This window comes from Arthrobacter sp. UYEF3 (assembly GCF_040546245.1).
In the GTDB taxonomy this organism is placed as follows: domain Bacteria; phylum Actinomycetota; class Actinomycetes; order Actinomycetales; family Micrococcaceae; genus Arthrobacter.
The window spans coordinates 43,346-62,535 of the sequence record NZ_JBEPNK010000003.1; the positions used below are offsets into that span (position 1 = coordinate 43,346).

The window sequence follows — 19,190 nt, forward strand, 5'->3', positions numbered from 1 at the left end:
CCATGGCGAAGCTCACCAACGAAGAGCTCATTGAAGCTTTCAAGGAACTGACCATCATCGAGCTCTCCGAGTTCGTCAAGCTCTTCGAAGAGACCTTCGAAGTTACCGCTGCTGCTGTTGCTGTTGCCGGCCCCGCCGGCGGCGGCGCAGCTGAAGAGGCTGAAGAGCAGACCGAATTCGACGTCATCCTCGAATCTGCTGGCGAAAAGAAGATCGCAGTGATTAAGGAAGTTCGCGCCATCACCTCCCTCGGCCTCAAAGAAGCCAAGGACGTTGTCGACAGTGCACCGAAGGCTGTTCTCGAAGGCGCCACCAAGGAAGCCGCAGAGAAGGCCAAGGCCCAGCTCGAAGAGGCCGGCGCGACGGTTACTCTCAAGTAACTCGCCTGCCCGGGAAGCTCGACGCGTTCGAGTGACCGAGTCTTTCCAGGAAAACCCCGTCCACTCCGGTGGACGGGGTTTTCCTGCGTTCCGCCCCGACGCCCAGCCGCTGACGGTCACGGCCTGACCCGGCGCGACGCCGTCGATTGCTCAGTAACCGCCGTTTTCAGCTCCAATAGCGGCAGTTACGGAGCAATCGACGGCCCTGCAACGCCAAGGCGGGTGTTCCTTTAGCCGGGCTGGGGTACTCTGTCAGTCCGATTGCGCCGGTTCGGTGATGTCCGCGACGACGGCACCGAGGGCAGCGGTGAGGGCGTCGGCCTCGACGAAGGCGCTGCAGCCGTGGTCACCGGCACCCATCGAAATCCGGCGGCCGGTGATGCTGCTGTCGGCGTAGACGGGCCAGGCGGAGGTGCTGCCGAGCGGGGTGATCGTGCCGCGTTCGTAGCCGGTGGCAGCAAAGGCCGCGTCGGCGCTGGGTAGCGAGAGCTTGTTGACCCCGAGCAGCTGGCGGAGTTTGGGCCATGAAATTTGGCGGTCGCCGGGGACGAGCGCGAACAGGAAGCTGCCGTCCTTGTGCTTTACCACGAGGGATTTCACGATGTCGGCGGGGCGGATGCCGAGGATGCCGGCGGCTTCGGCCAGGCTGTCCGCGGCCTGCCGTTCCACCAGCTCCACCGTGATCCCGCGCGCGGCGGCGTCGGCCAGGAACCGATGCCTGCCGGCACCGTCGCGTGCTTGGTCGCCCATCAGTCGCGGTACAGCAGCAGGGCCTCGCCTTGGCCGCCGCCGCCGCAGAGCGACACGGCTGCCTTGCCGCCGCCGCGCCGCTTCAACTCGTGGGCCGCATGCAGGGCCAGTCGGGCTCCGGAAGCGCCGATCGGGTGTCCCATGGCGATCGCGCCGCCGTGGATGTTGCACTGCTCCAGCGGGTAGTCCAGGTCCTTGAGGGACTGGACTGCCACCGAACCGAAGGCCTCGTTGATCTCGATGAAATCCAGGTCCGCGGTGGACCAGCCGGCCTTCTCCAGAGCGCTCTTGATCGCGTTGGAGGGCTGGGAATGCAGCGAATTGTCCGGTCCTGCGACCTGCCCGGTCCGGCCGACCACGGCCAGGTATTCCAGTCCGTTGTCCTCGGCGAACTTCCGGGAGGTCAGAACCAGCGCGGCGGCGCCGTCGGAGAGCGGGGAGGAGTTGCCGGCGGTGATGGTGCCGTCGGTGGCGAAGGCCGCGCGCAGGCGGGTTAGGGAGGAGACGGACGTGTCCGGACGGACACCCTCGTCGGTGCCGACCTGGATCGGATCGCCCTTGCGCTGCTTGACGCTGATTGGAGCAATTTCGCCGTCGAACACCCCGTCCTTGGCAGCGGTGGCGGCACGCTGGTGGGAGGCAGCGGCCACCTCGTCCTGGGCGGCACGGTCGATGCCGAGCGAAACGTTCCTGTTCTCCGTGGACAGCCCCATGGACTGCCCGTCGAAGGCGTCGGTGAGGCCGTCGTGGGCGGCGGCGTCGAGCGCCTGGACCGAGCCGTAGGTCCAGCCCTGGCGTGAGCCGGGCAGGAGGTGCGGTGCCCGGCTCATGGATTCCTGGCCGCCGGCGATGACGACCGTGGCGTCGCCGGCGCGGATCGTCCGGGCGGCGTCGATCACGGCGGTGAGGCCGGAGAGGCAGACCTTGTTGATGGTGACGGCGGGGACGTTCCAGCCGATGCCCGCTCCGATGGCGCTCTGCCGGGCCGGGTTCTGGCCCGCGCCGGCCTGCAGGACCTGGCCCATGATGACCGAGTCAACCTGGTCCGCCTTCACTCCGCTGGCAGCCAGGGCGGCGCGAATGGCATGGGCGCCCAGTTCGACGGCGGTGAAACTGGCCAGTTGCCCGTTGAGCCGGCCCTGCGGGGTGCGTGCGGCGGCGAGGATGACAACATCATTGTTGTCCGTGGAGTTGCTCATGGTTGTCTCTTCCGATCTCTATGGACGTGTCTTCAAGGTTATCGTGAGCCAAGTCACGGGCCTATTCGGCGGAGGGGGGCTGTGCGGCGTAGTCGCCCTGGGGGAGCCGGGGCGGGCGGCCGTCGTGCTTGCAATAAGCACTGAAGTGGGGTAGACAAGTAGGTTACTTTGCCGTAGTGTGGATATTTGCGTCTTCCCTGTTTACCTTCAGCCTTCATATAGCGGTGGGCTTAGCCTGACAGCTGCTCCATCAATGTGCCGTCTACAACGTGCACCAGCATGGACAATGCGGGTTCCGGGTCATATAGCGGAACCGGACTGGTAGCACTGCGGAGTCACTTCGCAGGGTGCATAGCGGGGGAGATCTGAAAACGCCTGAAGGTCTGTGGAAGGATCCCTCTTGGTCGCCTCGAGCACCTCTAATGTAAACAACGCTACCGCTATCAATGCCGACAGCACCGACGGTGCAACCCGCCGGCTCTCCTTCGCAAAGATTCACGAACCGCTTGACGTTCCGAATCTGCTTGCCCTGCAAACCGACAGTTTTGACTGGCTGGTCGGAAACGAACGCTGGCAGGCACGCGTCGCGAAGGCCGTCGAAGAAGGCGACCTCAGCGTCGCCACCTCGTCGGGTCTGTCTGACATCTTCGAAGAGATCTCCCCGATCGAGGATTTCCAGGGCACCATGTCCCTGAGCTTCTCCGAGCCGGAGTTCGCTGATCCGAAGTACACCATGGCCGAATGCAAGGACCGGGACGCCACGTACTCCGCTCCGCTGTATGTCAAGGCCGAATTCATGAACAACAACACGGGCGAAATCAAGCAGCAGACCGTGTTCATGGGTGACTTCCCGCTGATGACCGAAAAGGGCACCTTCGTCGTTAACGGCACCGAGCGTGTCGTCGTGTCCCAGCTGGTCCGTTCCCCGGGCGCCTACTTCGAGCGCACCGCGGACAAGACCAGCGACAAGGACATCTTCACCGCGAAGATCATCCCGTCCCGCGGCGCCTGGTTCGAACTAGAAATCGACAAGCGCGACCAGGTCGGCGTTCGCCTCGACCGGAAGCGCAAGCAGTCCGTCACGGTGCTGCTGAAGGCCCTCGGCTGGACCGAAGGCCAGATCCTCGAAGAATTCGGCCAGTACGACTCCATGCGCGCGACGCTGGAGAAGGACGCCACCGAAACCCGCGAAGACGCCTTGCTGGACATCTACCGGAAGCTGCGACCGGGCGAGCCGCCCACGGTCGAGGCTGCCCAGTCCCTGCTGGACAACCTGTACTTCAACTCCAAGCGCTACGATCTGGCCAAGGTTGGCCGTTACAAGATCAACCGCAAGCTCGGCATCGACCGCTCCCTTGGCGACAAGGAAGCATCCGTGCTGCACGTTGAAGACATCGTTGCCATGATCAAGTTCCTGGTTGCCCTGCACGCCGGTGAGAAGACGCTCACGGGCAAGCGCGACGGCCAGGACCACGAGCTGCGTGTCGAGATCGATGACATCGACCACTTCGGCAACCGCCGCATCCGCGCCGTCGGCGAGCTCATCGAGAACCAGGTCCGCACCGGCCTGTCCCGTATGGAGCGCGTTGTTCGCGAGCGTATGACCACCCAGGACGTCGAGGCCATCACGCCGCAGACGCTGATCAACATCCGCCCGGTGGTGGCAGCCATCAAGGAGTTCTTCGGAACCTCCCAGCTGTCGCAGTTCATGGACCAGAACAACCCGCTCTCGGGTCTGACCCACAAGCGCCGCCTGTCCGCGCTTGGCCCGGGCGGCCTGTCCCGTGACCGTGCAGGTATGGAAGTCCGAGACGTGCACCCGTCCCACTACGGACGCATGTGCCCCATCGAAACTCCTGAAGGCCCGAACATTGGCCTGATCGGTTCGCTGGCTTCCTACGGCCGCATCAACCCGTTCGGCTTCATCGAGACCCCGTACCGGCTCGTCTCCGAAGGCGTTGTTGCCGACGAGGTCCAGTACCTCACGGCCGACGACGAGGCGGAGGTCCTGATCGCACAGGCCAACGCCCCGCTGGATGAGAACAAGCGGTTCGCCGAAGAGACCGTCCTGGTCCGCGCCCGTGGTGGTGGAGGCGAGCCCGTGCTGGTTCCCGCTGCCGAGGTCGAGTTCATGGACGTTTCCCCGCGCCAGATGGTGTCCGTGGCTACGGCCCTGATCCCGTTCCTCGAGCATGACGATGCCAACCGCGCCCTCATGGGTGCCAACATGCAGCGCCAGGCCGTGCCGCTGGTCCGTTCCGAGGCACCGTTTGTGGGCACCGGCATGGAGCGCGCCGCCGCTGTCGACGCGGGGGACGTCACCATCGCGAAAAAGGCCGGTGTGGTCACCGAGGTCTCCGCTGAGCTGGTCATCATGCTCAACGATGACGGCACGGAAACCAACTACCGCATCAACAAGTTTGCCCGCTCCAACCAGGGCAACTGCTATAACAACCGCGTGCTGGTCAACGAAGGCCAGCGCCTTGAGGTCGGCGGCATCATCGCCGACGGTCCGGCAACGGACCAGGGTGAACTTGCCCTCGGTAAGAACCTGCTTGTGGCATTCATGTCATGGGAAGGCCACAACTTCGAGGATGCCATCATCCTGTCCCAGCGGATCGTGGCCGAGGACGTCCTGTCCTCGATCCACATCGAGGAGCACGAGATCGATGCCCGCGACACCAAGCTTGGTGCCGAGGAAATCACCCGTGACATCCCGAACGTGTCCGAGGAGGTCCTGGCAGGCCTGGACGAGCGCGGCATCATCCACATCGGTGCCGAGGTTGAGGCCGGCGACATCCTGGTCGGTAAGGTCACCCCCAAGGGCGAGACCGAGCTGACCCCGGAAGAGCGCCTGCTGCGCGCCATCTTTGGTGAGAAGTCCCGCGAAGTGCGTGACACCTCCCTGAAGGTTCCGCACGGCGAGTCCGGCACCGTCATCGGTGTCCGCGTCTTCGACCGCGACAACGACGACGAGCTGCCCCCGGGCGTGAACCAGCTGGTCCGCGTCTACGTGGCCGCCAAGCGCAAGATCACCGACGGCGACAAGCTCGCCGGCCGTCACGGCAACAAGGGTGTTATCTCCAAGATCCTGCCGATCGAGGACATGCCCTTCCTTGCCGACGGTACCCCCGTTGATATCGTCCTGAACCCGCTGGGTGTTCCGGGCCGTATGAACGTCGGCCAGGTGCTGGAAACGCACCTCGGCTGGGTTGCCAAGACCGGCTGGAAGATCGAAGGCGAGCCCGAGTGGGTCAAGCAGCTGCCGAACCTGCCGCGTGAGAGTGGCCAGACCACTGTCGCGACGCCGGTCTTCGACGGTGCTCGTGAAGAGGAAATCACGGGCCTGCTGGACTCCACCAACGTCACCCGCGACGGCGACCGCCTGATCAACTCTTCGGGCAAGACCCGCCTGTTCGACGGCCGCTCCGGCGAGCCGTTCCCGGATCCGATCTCGGTCGGCTACATGTACATCCTGAAGCTCCACCACCTGGTGGACGACAAGATCCACGCACGCTCCACCGGCCCGTACTCCATGATCACCCAGCAGCCGCTGGGCGGTAAGGCACAGTTCGGTGGCCAGCGCTTCGGTGAAATGGAAGTGTGGGCGCTCGAAGCTTACGGCGCCGCCTACACGCTCCAGGAACTCCTCACGATCAAGTCGGATGATATCCATGGTCGTGTGAAGGTCTACGAAGCCATCGTCAAGGGCGAGAACATCCCCGAGCCGGGCGTTCCTGAGTCATTCAAGGTCTTGATCAAGGAAATGCAGTCGCTGTGCCTGAACGTGGAAGTGCTGTCCACGGACGGAACCACAATTGAAATGCGTGACTCTGATGACGCAGTCTTCACGGCTGCGGAAGAACTGGGCATCGATCTGTCTCGTGCAGAGCCCAGTTCCGTAGAAGAGGTCTAGCAGGTGACGTCCCGGGAAAACCACACGGCCCCGCCGCGCTGCTTTTCCCGGGGCGCTACCTCCCTCTTCCCGTAACCCAAGACTTCAGAATTTAGAGAACAAGAGAGAACAGGGACCCTATGTCCAGCGAATCCTCCTTCGGCCTCATGCAGATCGGCCTCGCCACCGCGGAAGACATCCGTGGCTGGTCTTACGGCGAGGTTAAGAAGCCGGAAACCATCAACTACCGCACGCTCAAGCCGGAGAAGGACGGACTCTTCTGCGAGAAGATCTTCGGCCCGTCCCGCGACTGGGAATGCTACTGCGGCAAGTACAAGCGCGTGCGCTTCAAGGGCATCATCTGCGAGCGGTGTGGCGTTGAGGTCACCCGAGCCAAGGTGCGCCGTGAGCGCATGGGCCACATTGAGCTGGCCGCCCCGGTAACGCACATCTGGTACTTCAAGGGTGTTCCGTCCCGCCTGGGCTACCTCCTTGACCTGGCACCGAAGGACCTTGAGAAGGTCATTTACTTCGCCGCCTACATGATCACCAGCGTTGATGCTGATGCTCGCCACGAAGAACTGCCCAACCTCCAGGTTGAGCACGACATCGAGAAGAAGCAGCTGATCGACAACCGCGACTCGGACATCGCCACGATCGCCCGCGACCTTGAGAACGAGCTTGCCCGTCTCGAAGGCGAAGGCGCCAAGGCTGCCGACAAGAAGAAGGCCCGCGACTCGGCGGACCGCCAGATGGCCAACGTCCGCAAGCGCGCGGATGCCGAAATTGAGCGCCTTGAGCAGGTCTGGGACCGCTTCAAGAACCTCAAGGTCGCCGACCTCGAAGGTGACGAGGGCCTGTACCGGGAACTGCGTGACCGCTACGGCATGTACTTCGAAGGCTCCATGGGTGCCGAGGCCATCAAGAAGCGCCTTGAGGGCTTCGACATGCAGGCCGAGTCCGACCTGCTGCGCGACATCATCGCCAACGGCAAGGGCCAGCGTAAGACCCGGGCGCTGAAGCGGCTCAAGGTTGTCAACGCGTTCCTGACCACCGACAACAGCCCGCTCGGCATGGTGCTGGACGCCGTCCCGGTGATCCCGCCGGAACTGCGCCCGATGGTCCAGTTGGACGGCGGCCGCTTCGCGACTTCCGACCTCAACGACCTGTACCGCCGTGTGATCAACCGCAACAACCGTCTCAAGCGCCTGCTGGACCTCGGCGCCCCGGAGATCATCGTCAACAACGAGAAGCGCATGCTTCAGGAAGCCGTTGACAGCCTCTTCGACAACGGCCGCCGCGGCCGTCCGGTCACCGGGCCGGGCAACCGTCCGCTGAAGTCCCTGAGCGACATGCTCAAGGGCAAGCAGGGTCGTTTCCGCCAGAACCTCTTGGGTAAGCGCGTTGACTACTCCGGCCGTTCCGTGATCGTCGTCGGCCCGCAGCTGAAGCTGCACCAGTGCGGCCTGCCCAAGCAGATGGCTCTGGAGCTCTTCAAGCCGTTCGTGATGAAGCGCCTGGTTGACCTCAACCACGCACAGAACATCAAGTCGGCCAAGCGCATGGTCGAACGCTACCGCCCACAGGTCTGGGACGTTCTCGAGGAGATCATCACCGAGCACCCCGTGCTGCTGAACCGTGCACCTACCCTGCACCGTCTCGGCATCCAGGCGTTCGAGCCGCAGCTCGTCGAAGGCAAGGCCATCCAGCTTCACCCGCTGGTTTGCGGCGCCTTCAACGCCGACTTCGACGGCGACCAGATGGCAGTCCACCTGCCGCTGAGCCCCGAAGCGCAGGCCGAAGCCCGGATCCTGATGCTGTCCTCGAATAACATCCTGAAGCCGTCCGACGGCCGCCCGGTGACGCTGCCTTCACAGGACATGATCATCGGTCTCTACCACCTGACCACCAAGCGCGTCGGATCAGCTGGCGAAGGCCGGATCTTCTCCTCCGTGGCGGAAGCCATCATGGCGTTCGACCTGCACGAGCTGCACCTGAACTCCAAGATCAAGCTCCGGCTCGAGGGCTTCGTGCCCTACGCCGGCTGGGAAGCCCCCGAAGGCTGGGAGCCCGGTCAGGTCGCACTGGTCGAGACCTCCCTGGGCCAGGTCGTCTTCAACCAGACCCTGCCGGCCGATTACCCTTGGGTTGAGAACGTTGCGGACAAGGGCGAACTGTCCACGATCGTCAACGATCTCGCCGAGCGCTACCCGAAGGTTGTGGTGGCGGCAACGCTGGACAACCTGAAGGATGCCGGTTTCTACTGGGCGACCCGCTCGGGCGTCACCGTCGCCATCTCCGATATTGAGGTCCCGAAGAACAAGCCGGAGATCCTTGCCGGCTACGAGACCATGGCTGCCAAGATCCAGGGCCAGTACGACAAGGGCCTGATCGACGACGACGAGCGTCGCCAGGAACTGATCGAAATCTGGAACAAGGCAACCAACGAGATCGCCCAGGCGATGCGTGACAACCTGTCCCCGATGAACACCATCAACCGCATGGTGTCCTCCGGCGCCCGTGGAAACTGGATGCAGGTCCGTCAGATCGCGGGTATCCGTGGCCTGGTGGCCAACCCTAAGGGTGAAATCATCCCGCGCCCCATCAAGTCCTCCTACCGCGAGGGCCTGTCGGTGCTGGAATACTTCATCGCCACGCACGGTGCCCGTAAGGGTCTGGCCGACACCGCGCTGCGTACCGCCAACTCGGGTTACCTGACCCGTCGCCTGGTGGACGTGTCGCAGGACGTCATCGTCCGTGAAGAGGACTGCGGCACCGAACGCGGTCTCGTCACCCCGATCGCGGTGGCCGACGCCAACGGCGAGCTGGTCCTGGACGAAAATGTCGAGAACAGCGCCTACGCCCGCACGCTGGCCGTGGATGTCGTTGACTCCAAGGGCAAGGTCCTGGCCGAGGCCGGCACCGACTGCGGCGACGTCGTCATTGCCGAACTGTTCGCAGCCGGCGTCACCGAGGTCAAAGTCCGCTCCGTACTCACCTGCGAGTCCAGCGTCGGTACCTGCGCCCTGTGCTACGGCCGTTCGCTGGCCACCGGCAAGACCGTGGACATCGGCGAGGCCGTGGGCATCATCGCCGCACAGTCCATCGGTGAGCCGGGTACCCAGCTGACCATGCGTACGTTCCACACCGGCGGTGCAGTTTCCGCCGGCGGTGGCGATGACATCACCCAGGGCCTGCCCCGTATCCAGGAGCTCTTCGAAGCCCGTACTCCGAAGGGTGTCGCACCGATTGCTGAAGCAGCCGGCCGCATCACCATTGAAGAGTCCGAGCGCCAGATGCGCCTGGTTATCACCCCGGATGACGGATCCGAAGAGATCGCCTACCCGGTGCTGCGCCGTTCACGTCTCCTCATCGAAGACGGCGATCACGTCAGCGTCGGACAGAAGCTCATCAACGGACCGGTCGACCCCAAGCAGGTTCTGCGCATCATGGGCCCCCGTGCCGCGCAGAAGTTCCTGGTTGATGAAGTCCAGGGCGTATACCGCAGCCAGGGCATCGGTATCCATGACAAGCACGTCGAGGTTATCGTCCGGCAGATGCTGCGCCGCGTCACGGTCATCGAATCCGGTGAATCGGATCTGCTGCCCGGCGAGCTCGCCGAACGCAGCCGCTTCGAAGATGCCAACCGCCGCGTGGTTTCCGAGGGCAAGACGCCGGCCTCCGGCCGTCCCGAGCTTATGGGTATCACCAAGGCGTCCCTGGCGACCGAGTCCTGGCTGTCCGCAGCTTCCTTCCAGGAGACCACCCGCGTCCTGACGCAGGCCGCTATGGAAGGCAAGAGCGATCCGCTGCTTGGCCTCAAGGAAAATGTCATCATCGGTAAGCTCATCCCGGCCGGCACGGGTCTCCCGCGCTACACCGAGGTCACGGTCGAGCCGACTGAAGAAGCGAAGGCCAATCTGTTCACCGGCCCGAGCGCGTTCAGTGACTTCTCCTACGATTCCCTGGGCGGCGACGGAGCTCCTGAGTTCCACGCCATTCCGCTGGATGACTACGACCTGGGCACCGACTTCCGCTGACGGATCGTTCGGCTAGGTGACAAGGCCCCGTTCCCGCCTCGGTGGGGGCGGGGCCTTTCCCGTGGACGGCCCCGCGGATTAAGGGGCGGGGCCTGCCGTGGTAGACTTGAGACTAATTGTTATTGTGGCAGTGGATGAGGGCGCCGGTTGCAGCTGAAAAGCTGAACTAGGACGACGTTTCCGGTTTGCAGGGTTCTTGTGCAACGTATGCCACATTTTCGCATGCCTAGGGGCTATTCCGGACGGAAATACGGAGCCCCGGCACGCGGTCCGACTATTAAGGCTTCGCCTCAGCTGCTTTGGAGAGAACTTCAAGGCTCGAGCGGCGGGGCGCAGCGACAAGAGAGCGGTCGCCTAAACGGCCGCTCCGGATAAAACGGAGAACACGAGAGTGCCTACGATCAACCAGCTGGTCCGTAAGGGCCGCACGCCGAAGGTCAAGAAGACCAAGGCCCCCGCTCTTAACGGCAGCCCGATGCGCCGCGGTGTTTGCACCCGCGTGTACACGACGACCCCGAAGAAGCCGAACTCGGCTCTGCGTAAGGTTGCACGTGTACGCCTGAATGGTGGCGTTGAAGTCACCGCGTACATCCCCGGTGTTGGCCACAACCTGCAGGAGCACTCCATTGTGCTCGTCCGTGGCGGCCGTGTTAAGGACCTTCCCGGTGTCCGTTACAAGATCGTCCGTGGCGCCCTCGATACCCAGGGTGTGAAGAACCGTAAGCAGGCCCGCAGCCGCTACGGCGCAAAGATGGAGAAGAAGTAATATGCCTCGCAAGGGTCCGGCCCCCAAGCGGCCGCTAGTCATTGATCCCGTTTACGGATCCCCGCTGGTCACGCAGTTGATCAACAAGGTTCTCGTTGACGGCAAGAAGTCCACGGCAGAGCGCATCGTTTACGGTGCACTTGCCGGCGCGCAGGAAAAGTCCGGCGGCGACCCCGTTGCCGCGCTGAAGAAGGCTATGGAGAACATCAAGCCGAGCCTCGAGGTTAAGTCCCGCCGCGTCGGCGGCGCCACCTACCAGGTTCCTGTCGAAGTCAAGCCGGGCCGCGCAACGGCGCTGGCTCTGCGCTGGCTCGTCGGCTACTCCAAAGCGCGCCGTGAGAAGACGATGACCGAACGCCTCCGGAACGAAATCTTGGATGCCTCCAACGGTCTTGGCGCCGCCGTGAAGCGCCGCGAAGACACCCACAAGATGGCCGAGTCCAACAAGGCCTTCGCACACTACCGCTGGTAATACTTCCCGGACGCCGCCGGCTCAACCGAGTCGGCGGCGAACGTGCAGTCCATCCGAAAGGGAGACACCGTGGCACAGGACGTGCTTACCGACCTCAGCAAGGTCCGCAACATCGGCATCATGGCCCACATTGATGCTGGCAAGACCACAACTACCGAGCGCATTCTGTTCTACACAGGTGTGAACCACAAGATCGGCGAAACGCACGACGGCGCGTCGACCACCGACTGGATGGAACAGGAGAAGGAGCGCGGCATCACCATCACGTCTGCCGCCGTGACCTGCTTCTGGGAAAACAACCAGATCAACATCATTGACACCCCCGGTCACGTGGACTTCACGGTTGAGGTTGAGCGCTCGCTGCGCGTCCTCGACGGTGCAGTCGCCGTGTTCGACGGCAAGGAAGGCGTGGAGCCGCAGTCCGAGACTGTCTGGCGCCAGGCTGACAAGTACAACGTCCCGCGGATCTGCTTCGTCAACAAGATGGACAAGCTCGGCGCTGACTTCTACTTCACCGTCGACACCATCATCAGCCGCCTCGGTGCCAAGCCGCTCGTCATGCAGCTGCCGATCGGCGCCGAGAACGACTTCGTCGGCGTCGTCGACCTGTTGTACATGCGCGCACTGGTCTGGCCCGGCGACTCCAAGGGTGACGTCACCATGGGTGCCAAGTACGAGGTCCAGGAGATTCCGGCCGACCTCAAGGAAAAGGCCGAGGAGTACCGCGCAAAGCTCGTTGAGACCGTTGCGGAGGCCTCCGAAGAGCTGATGGAGAAGTACCTCGAGGGTGAAGAAATCTCCGAGGACGAGCTCAAGGCCGGCATCCGCAAGATGACGATCAGCTCCGAGCTCTACCCGGTCTTCTGTGGCTCCGCGTTCAAGAACCGCGGCGTGCAGCCGATGCTCGACGCCGTCGTGGACTACCTGCCGAACCCGCTCGACGTTCCCCCGATGATCGGCCACGATCCGCGCGACGAAGAGAAGGAACTGACCCGTAAGCCGTCCGCTGACGAGCCGTTCTCCGCACTGGCGTTCAAGATTGCTACGCACCCGTTCTTCGGCCAGCTCACCTTCATCCGCGTGTACTCCGGTCACGTGGAAGCAGGCACCCAGGTGGTCAACTCCACCAAGGGCAAGAAGGAGCGAATCGGCAAACTGTTCCAGATGCACGCCAACAAGGAGATGCCGGTCGACGGCGCTACCGCCGGCCACATCTACGCGGCGATTGGCCTCAAGGACACCACCACGGGCGACACCCTGTGCGATTCGGCCAACCAGATCGTCCTCGAGTCCATGAGCTTCCCGGAGCCCGTGATCTCGGTTGCGATCGAGCCGAACACCAAGGGTGACCAGGAGAAGCTCTCCACGGCCATCCAGAAGCTCTCCGCTGAGGACCCGACCTTTCAGGTCTCCCTCAACGAGGACACCGGCCAGACCATCATCGCCGGCATGGGCGAGCTCCACCTGGACATCCTGGTGGACCGCATGCGCCGCGAATTCAAGGTCGAGGCCAATGTCGGCAAGCCGCAGGTTGCTTACCGCGAAACCATCAAGCGTGCTGTAGAGCGTCACGACTACACGCACAAGAAGCAGACCGGTGGTTCCGGCCAGTTCGCTAAGATCCAGATTGCGATCGCGCCCTTGGACACGTCCGAAGGCGAGCTGTACGAGTTCGAGAACAAGGTCACCGGTGGCCGTATTCCGCGCGAATACATCCCGTCGGTGGACGCAGGTATTCAGGATGCACTGAACGACGGCGTCCTGGCCGGTTACCCGGTTGTCGGCATCAAGGCCACGCTGATTGACGGCGCCTACCACGATGTTGACTCCTCGGAAATGGCGTTCAAGATCGCCGGCCGTATGGCTTTCAAGGAAGCCGCACGCAAGGCGAACCCCATCCTGCTCGAACCGCTGATGGATGTCGAGGTCCGCACCCCTGAGGAATACATGGGTGAAGTTATCGGTGACCTCAACTCCCGCCGTGGCCAGATGCAGTCCATGGAAGATGCCCAGGGCGTCAAGGTCATCCGCGCACACGTCCCGCTGTCCGGCATGTTCGGCTACATCGGTGACCTGCGCTCGAAGACCCAGGGCCGCGCTGTGTACTCCATGACGTTCCACAGCTACGCGGAGGTCCCGAAGGCATTTGCCGACGAGATCATCCAGAAGAACCGCGGCGAGTAGCCCCCAGGGTCTCCCGTAGCAGCGACATAAAACTCGGGTGCTGTCCCCTAACGGGGCTCCACTTGGTGCTGGCGGCCGGTTTCCGGTCAGATGCAGTCCGGTCAAGCCGGGCACCGTCCGCCAGCACGACCAGGCACTAGGCACTAGTATTAGTACCTGAATCAGCAATTTCACCAATCCAAAGCCCCCCAAGTAGACTTGCTGAAGTTTCGGCCGCGACAAGCGCGGGCGGAGGGTAAGTCATTTGAAAACGTTCTAGGAGGAACCTGTGGCAAAGGCAAAGTTCGAGCGGACTAAGCCGCACGTTAACATCGGCACCATTGGTCACGTTGACCACGGTAAGACGACGCTGACGGCCGCCATTTCCAAGGTGCTGTACGACAAGTACCCGACTCTCAACGAGAAGCGTGACTTCGCGTCTATTGACTCTGCTCCCGAAGAGCGTCAGCGCGGCATCACCATCAACATCTCCCACGTTGAGTACCAGACCGAAAAGCGCCACTACGCACACGTAGACGCCCCCGGTCACGCTGACTACATCAAGAACATGATCACCGGTGCTGCTCAGATGGACGGCGCGATCCTCGTGGTTGCCGCAACTGACGGCCCGATGGCTCAGACCCGTGAGCACGTTCTGCTCGCCCGCCAGGTTGGGGTTCCCTACCTGCTGGTCGCACTGAACAAGGCTGACATGGTTGACGACGAGGAACTCCTCGACCTCGTTGAAATGGAAGTTCGTGAGCTGCTCAGCTCGCAGGGCTTCGATGGCGACAACGCACCGGTCGTTCGCGTTTCGGGCCTGAAGGCTCTGGAAGGCGACCCGGAGTGGGTCAAGTCTGTCGAGGAGCTCATGGCTGCCGTCGACGAGTCCGTTCCGGACCCGGTTCGTGACCGTGACAAGCCGTTCCTGATGCCCATCGAAGACGTCTTCACGATCACCGGCCGTGGCACCGTTGTTACGGGCCGCGCTGAGCGTGGAACCCTCGCCATCAACTCCGAGGTCGAGATCGTCGGTATCCGTCCGATCCAGAAGACCACGGTTACCGGTATCGAGATGTTCCACAAGCAGCTCGACGAAGCATGGGCCGGCGAGAACTGTGGCCTGCTGCTTCGCGGTCTGAAGCGCGACGATGTCGAGCGTGGCCAGGTTGTCGTCAAGCCGGGTTCCATCACCCCGCACACCGACTTCGAGGCCAACGTCTACATCCTTTCCAAGGACGAAGGCGGGCGTCACAACCCGTTCTACTCCAACTACCGCCCGCAGTTCTACTTCCGCACCACGGACGTAACCGGCGTTATCACCCTGCCGGAAGGCACGGAAATGGTTATGCCCGGCGACAACACTGAGATGAGCGTTGCGCTGATCCAGCCCATCGCCATGGAAGAGGGCCTCGGCTTCGCAATCCGCGAAGGCGGCCGGACCGTTGGTTCGGGACGTGTCACAAAGATCGTCAAGTAATTACTTGCCGACCTAGCTTGAATCCTCGGCCCGTTTGACGGCCGCCATGAGGATGGAACAGCCTCGCTGCACTGCAGCGGGGCTGTTCCTTTTAACCTGGCTACCCCCTGCTACGGTTGCAGTTGACGAAGGGAGGTCGACATGGAGTGGGTCTTTTTCCTGATTTTGGCTGTCTCAGTTGTCGCCGCTATCGCGGCCGGTCTGTGGGCCAGGAAGTATTTTTGGCACGAGATTAAGCGCGCTAAGCGGATCGACCGGGCCAACAAGAACCAGTAGTGCGGGCGGCGTAACCGCGCTAGCGCAGCCTGGCCCGGCTTAATGCCTGATACCAGTAGAAGGACTCCTTGGGGGTCCGTTCCTGGGTCTCGAAGTCGACGTGCACCAGGCCGAAGCGCTGGGAGTAGCCAGCGGCCCATTCGAAGTTGTCCATCAGGGTCCAGACGTAATAGCCGAGGAGTTCGACGTCGTCGGCGACACCGCCGGGCGCGGTAGCCGCAAGGGCCTGGCCGAGATGGCTGGCCAGATAGCTGATCCGGTCCGTGTCGGCGATCGGGCCGTCGACGTGGTCGGGCTCGGGGAAGCTTGCCCCGCTCTCGGTGATGTAGAGCGGCGGGAGCGCGTCGCCGTACCGGTCTTTCAGCTCCCGCAGCAGCGGACCCAGATGGTCCGGCGCCACCGGCCAACCGAACCCCGTAGTCTCATATTCCGGGAAGGCCGCTAAGTGGAACGGCAACCTCACCATGGCTTCCGCCGAGCCGACCGGGCTGTCAGCCGGTCCGCGGCCCGTGGCCACCTTCACCGGGTAGTAATAATTTACGCCATAGAAGTCCAGCGGCTGGTGGATGGTGCGCAGGTCCGCGTCGGAGATTTTCCCCAGCGAACGGAACCAGGGGCGCGCCAGCAGCGGAGGCTTGGGGTAGTTACCCAGCAGGATCGGATCGGCGTAAATCCGGTTCAGCGCCAGATCGAAAACTTTCGCCAGCATTCGGTCCGTGACCGAGCCCGTTGCCGGACTAACGGGGGAGTGCAGGTTGGTGACGCCGACCCCGCCGCTGACCCCCGCTGCCCGCAAGGCCTGCACCGCGAGTCCATGGGCGAGCAGTTGATGGTGCACGGAAGGCAGGGCGTCGAAGAGCAGATCGTGCCCCGGGGCGTGCACGCCGAGGGCGTACCCATTGAGGGTGACGGAGGCCGGTTCGTTCAGCGTCACCCACTGTGTGACGCGGTCACCGAACCGGGCGCCGGCCGCGGCGCTGTACTCGGCGAAGCGCTCCGCGGTCGTCCGGTTCATCCAGCCGCCGCGGTGCTCGAGCGGAAGCGGGGTGTCCCAGTGGTACAGGGTCGCCATCGGCGCAATGCCGGACTCAAGTAGCCGGTCGATCAGCCGGTCGTAGAAGTCGAGGCCTTCGGCGTTGAACGGTCCGGTGCCGTCCGGCTGGATCCGCGGCCAGGAGATCGAGAAGCGGTAGGAGTCGATGCCCAGCTCGCGCATCAGCCGGACGTCGTCGTCCGAGCGGTGATAGTGGTCGCAGGCGACGGCGGGGGAGTGGCCGTCCAGGATGCTCCCGGGCTTTTCGGCGAAAGCGTCCCAGCCGGAGGGCCCGCGGCCGCCGGCCGCGAGGGCGCCCTCGATTTGGAAGGCCGCCGAGGCAACTCCCAGCATGAAGCCGTGCGGCAGGCGCGCTGCGAGGTCCTGGACGGCTGGGGTTTCCTGCACGGTCATGCCCCTATCTTCGTATTGACCGTTGCTGAAGGCAATGAGCAGGGCAATCTTCCGGGGGCACCGGGCGGGCGCCGTCGACGGCTGATTCGCTTCTGCCGATTAATTCCGGCATACTAGATGAGTTGTTCAAGCGCTCTTTCGTGTCCCGACCCGGATAATGCCGGGTGCCAGGGTCCAAGTTGGAGCCCAAACATAACCCACTTCCCAAGGAATAGCGGGCGAGTATGCGCGGAATGCGCGACACGCCCGACCGCGGGGGTCGGTTACGCTGGCAGGTTGAGGAACCCGGATTCATCCGGATTCAGTTTGTGCAGCGGGTGGTAGTTACGACTTCAAATGCTTCGGCAGCCGCACAACAGGTAAGTGAACAGGGCAGCCCTAACCAGGGGAAGCACAGACTGAAAGAGAGTCAGGCGACATGGCGGGACAAAAAATCCGCATCCGGCTGAAGTCATACGACCACGAGGTCATTGACGTTTCAGCACGGAAGATCGTTGAGACGGTCACGCGCGCAGGCGCAACGGTAGTTGGCCCCGTGCCGCTGCCGACGGAGAAGAACATTTACTGCGTAATCCGCTCTCCGCACAAGTACAAGGACAGCCGCGAGCACTTTGAAATGCGCACGCACAAGCGTCTTATCGACATTATCGATCCCACGCCCAAGGCTGTTGATTCGCTCATGCGTCTCGACCTGCCGGCCGACGTGAACATCGAAATCAAGTTGTAGGGAGGTGCTGAGAGACTATGACCGCAACCCGTAACGTAAAGGGACTGCTGGGCACGAAGCTCGGCATGACCCAGGTCTGGGACGAGAACAACAAGCTCATCCCCGTCACTGTGGTCCAGGCTGACTCAAACGTCATCACCCAGCTGCGCAACGCAGACACTGATGGCTACGTCGCCGTTCAGATCGGCTACGGCCAGATCGACCCCCGCAAGGTCACCAAGCCGCTGGCTGGCCACTTTGAAAAGGCAGGCGTCACGCCTCGCCGCCACGTCGTAGAACTGCGTACCGCAGATGCTGACTCTTACGAGCTGGGCCAGGAGCTCTCCGTAGAGCTCTTCGAAGCCGGCCAGAAGATCGACGTCGTTGGCACCACCAAGGGTAAGGGCTTCGCCGGTGTTATGAAGCGTCACGGCTTCCACGGCGTCGGAGCTTCCCACGGTGCCCACAAGAACCACCGTAAGCCCGGTTCAATCGGTGGCGCATCCACCCCGAGCCGCGTCTTCAAGGGCATGAAAATGGCCGGCCGCATGGGCGCCGTTCGTCACACCACGCTGAACCTCACGGTCCACGCGGTTGACGTCGAGAAGTCGCTGCTCCTGATCAAGGGCGCCGTCCCCGGCGCCCGCGGCCAGGTCGTACTCGTACGCACCGCCGTGAAGGGAGCCTAGTTCAATGACTAGCACTGTCAAGGTTGACCTGCCCGCAGAGATCTTCGACGTACAGACCAACGTGCCGCTGCTGCACCAGGTCGTCGTTGCACAGCTCGCTGCTGCTCGCCAGGGTACCCACAAGACCAAGACCCGCGCCGAGGTTTCCGGTGCCGGTCGCAAGCCGTTCAAGCAGAAGGGCACCGGCCGCGCCCGTCAGGGTTCCATCCGTGCCCCTCACATGACCGGTGGTGGCGTAGTCCACGGCCCGACGCCGCGTGACTACAGCCAGCGCACCCCCAAGAAGATGATTGCTGCTGCACTGCGCGGCGCGCTTTCTGACCGCGCCCGTAACGGCCGCATCCACGTCGTTGCTGAACTGGTCGCCGGCACCAAGCCGTCCTCCAGCGAGGCATTGGCAACGCTGCGTGGCGTCTCCGAGCGTAAGAACCTGCTCGTGGTCATCGACCGCGCCAACGATGTTGCTGCACTCTCCGTGCGCAACCTCCAGGATGTTCACGTTCTGTACGCAGACCAGCTGAACACGTACGACGTGCTCGTTTCTGACGACATTGTCTTCACCAAGGCTGCCTACGAAGCATTCGTTGCTGACAAGGCAGCAAAGACCGAGGAGGATGCCAAGTGAGCGCAGCCACCATCAAAGACCCGCGCGACGTCGTGCTTGCACCCGTCGTCTCGGAAAAGAGCTACGGCCTGATCGACGAGGGCAAGTACACCTTCCTGGTGGACCCCCGCTCGAACAAGACCGAGATCAAGCTGGCCGTGGAGAAGATTTTCTCCGTCAAGGTCGAATCGATCAACACCATCAATCGTGCCGGTAAGCGCAAGCGCACCAAATTCGGATGGGGTACCCGCAAGAACACCAAGCGTGCAATTGTGAGCCTCAAAGAAGGCACTATCGACATCTTCGGCGGTCCGCTCTCGTAG

Annotated in this window: 15 protein-coding genes; 12 read left to right on the plus strand and 3 right to left on the minus strand. The window is 63.0% G+C overall.

Translation table 11 applies throughout. From position 1 onward, the window contains the following. The first annotated feature begins 2 nt into the window (after positions 1–2). Positions 3–380, plus strand: coding sequence for a 50S ribosomal protein L7/L12 (gene rplL / locus ABIB14_RS02765; protein ID WP_354233903.1), 378 nt, complete (start codon positions 3–5; stop codon positions 378–380). A 252-nt stretch (positions 381–632) separates the two neighbouring features. Here the strand turns inward: rplL and ABIB14_RS02770 are convergent, their stop codons facing one another. Next, positions 633–1,130, minus strand: coding sequence for an aminoacyl-tRNA deacylase (locus ABIB14_RS02770; RefSeq protein WP_354233904.1), 498 nt, complete (start codon positions 1,128–1,130; stop codon positions 633–635). Further along, positions 1,130–2,329 carry an acetyl-CoA C-acetyltransferase gene (locus ABIB14_RS02775; protein ID WP_354233905.1) on the minus strand — a complete coding sequence of 400 codons (1,200 nt, stop codon included), beginning with the start codon at positions 2,327–2,329 and terminating at the stop codon, positions 1,130–1,132. Before ABIB14_RS02775 ends, ABIB14_RS02770 begins: the two co-directional genes overlap by 1 nt. 400 nt (positions 2,330–2,729) lie before the next feature. Here ABIB14_RS02775 and rpoB point away from each other — a divergent pair, with 400 nt between their 5' ends. From rpoB to ABIB14_RS02810, 7 genes are all read left to right on the plus strand, one after another. Beyond that, on the plus strand, positions 2,730–6,245 hold the full coding sequence (gene rpoB, locus ABIB14_RS02780) for a DNA-directed RNA polymerase subunit beta (protein ID WP_354233907.1): 3,516 nt from the start codon (positions 2,730–2,732) through the stop codon (positions 6,243–6,245). A gap of 119 nt (positions 6,246–6,364) precedes the next feature. After that, on the plus strand, positions 6,365–10,264 hold the full coding sequence (locus ABIB14_RS02785) for a DNA-directed RNA polymerase subunit beta' (protein ID WP_354233909.1): 3,900 nt from the start codon (positions 6,365–6,367) through the stop codon (positions 10,262–10,264). A 391-nt stretch (positions 10,265–10,655) separates the two neighbouring features. Continuing rightward, positions 10,656–11,030 carry a 30S ribosomal protein S12 gene (rpsL, locus tag ABIB14_RS02790; RefSeq protein WP_011692814.1) on the plus strand — a complete coding sequence of 125 codons (375 nt, stop codon included), beginning with the start codon at positions 10,656–10,658 and terminating at the stop codon, positions 11,028–11,030. A 1-nt stretch (position 11,031) separates the two neighbouring features. Then, a complete protein-coding gene (rpsG, locus tag ABIB14_RS02795; protein WP_214960735.1) occupies positions 11,032–11,502 on the plus strand; it encodes a 30S ribosomal protein S7 in 471 nt (156 codons plus the stop codon). Positions 11,503–11,571: 69 nt separating this feature from the next. After that, positions 11,572–13,686 carry an elongation factor G gene (gene fusA / locus ABIB14_RS02800; RefSeq protein WP_354233910.1) on the plus strand — a complete coding sequence of 705 codons (2,115 nt, stop codon included), beginning with the start codon at positions 11,572–11,574 and terminating at the stop codon, positions 13,684–13,686. A 268-nt stretch (positions 13,687–13,954) separates the two neighbouring features. Further along, positions 13,955–15,145, plus strand: coding sequence for an elongation factor Tu (tuf, locus tag ABIB14_RS02805; RefSeq protein ID WP_354233912.1), 1,191 nt, complete (start codon positions 13,955–13,957; stop codon positions 15,143–15,145). Between the two features lie 141 nt (positions 15,146–15,286). Then, positions 15,287–15,421 carry a hypothetical protein gene (locus ABIB14_RS02810; protein WP_354233913.1) on the plus strand — a complete coding sequence of 45 codons (135 nt, stop codon included), beginning with the start codon at positions 15,287–15,289 and terminating at the stop codon, positions 15,419–15,421. A 19-nt stretch (positions 15,422–15,440) separates the two neighbouring features. Here the strand turns inward: ABIB14_RS02810 and ABIB14_RS02815 are convergent, their stop codons facing one another. Beyond that, positions 15,441–16,868, minus strand: a complete 1,428-nt coding sequence (locus ABIB14_RS02815) for a GH1 family beta-glucosidase (protein ID WP_354233915.1) — start codon at positions 16,866–16,868, stop codon at positions 15,441–15,443. A gap of 418 nt (positions 16,869–17,286) precedes the next feature. Between ABIB14_RS02815 and rpsJ the strand changes: the two genes are divergently transcribed. Genes rpsJ through rplW form a run of 4 tightly spaced genes read left to right on the plus strand, consistent with a single transcriptional unit; the run spans position 17,287 to position 19,190 of the window. Continuing rightward, entirely contained in the window at positions 17,287–17,595 is a 309-nt protein-coding gene (gene rpsJ, locus ABIB14_RS02820) for a 30S ribosomal protein S10 (protein ID WP_038464699.1), read from the plus strand. A 17-nt stretch (positions 17,596–17,612) separates the two neighbouring features. Continuing rightward, positions 17,613–18,263, plus strand: coding sequence for a 50S ribosomal protein L3 (rplC, locus tag ABIB14_RS02825; protein WP_024366134.1), 651 nt, complete (start codon positions 17,613–17,615; stop codon positions 18,261–18,263). 4 nt (positions 18,264–18,267) lie between these two features. After that, positions 18,268–18,888 carry a 50S ribosomal protein L4 gene (rplD, locus tag ABIB14_RS02830; protein ID WP_354233916.1) on the plus strand — a complete coding sequence of 207 codons (621 nt, stop codon included), beginning with the start codon at positions 18,268–18,270 and terminating at the stop codon, positions 18,886–18,888. Beyond that, on the plus strand, positions 18,885–19,190 hold the full coding sequence (gene rplW / locus ABIB14_RS02835) for a 50S ribosomal protein L23 (RefSeq protein WP_018773664.1): 306 nt from the start codon (positions 18,885–18,887) through the stop codon (positions 19,188–19,190). The genes rplD and rplW overlap by 4 nt, the downstream gene beginning before the upstream one ends.

Bases quoted from the DNA above. Each gene is read 5' to 3' on its own strand.
- rplL (WP_354233903.1), top strand. From the start codon at position 3: ATGGCGAAGCTCACCAACGAAGAGCTCATTGAAGCTTTCAAGGAACTG.
- ABIB14_RS02770 (WP_354233904.1), bottom strand. From the start codon at position 1,130: ATGGGCGACCAAGCACGCGACGGTGCCGGCAGGCATCGGTTCCTGGCC.
- ABIB14_RS02775 (WP_354233905.1), bottom strand. From the start codon at position 2,329: ATGAGCAACTCCACGGACAACAATGATGTTGTCATCCTCGCCGCCGCA.
- ABIB14_RS02785 (WP_354233909.1), top strand. From the start codon at position 6,365: ATGTCCAGCGAATCCTCCTTCGGCCTCATGCAGATCGGCCTCGCCACC.
- rpsG (WP_214960735.1), top strand. From the start codon at position 11,032: ATGCCTCGCAAGGGTCCGGCCCCCAAGCGGCCGCTAGTCATTGATCCC.
- ABIB14_RS02810 (WP_354233913.1), top strand. From the start codon at position 15,287: ATGGAGTGGGTCTTTTTCCTGATTTTGGCTGTCTCAGTTGTCGCCGCT.
- ABIB14_RS02815 (WP_354233915.1), bottom strand. From the start codon at position 16,868: ATGACCGTGCAGGAAACCCCAGCCGTCCAGGACCTCGCAGCGCGCCTG.
- rpsJ (WP_038464699.1), top strand. From the start codon at position 17,287: ATGGCGGGACAAAAAATCCGCATCCGGCTGAAGTCATACGACCACGAG.
- rplC (WP_024366134.1), top strand. From the start codon at position 17,613: ATGACCGCAACCCGTAACGTAAAGGGACTGCTGGGCACGAAGCTCGGC.
- rplD (WP_354233916.1), top strand. From the start codon at position 18,268: ATGACTAGCACTGTCAAGGTTGACCTGCCCGCAGAGATCTTCGACGTA.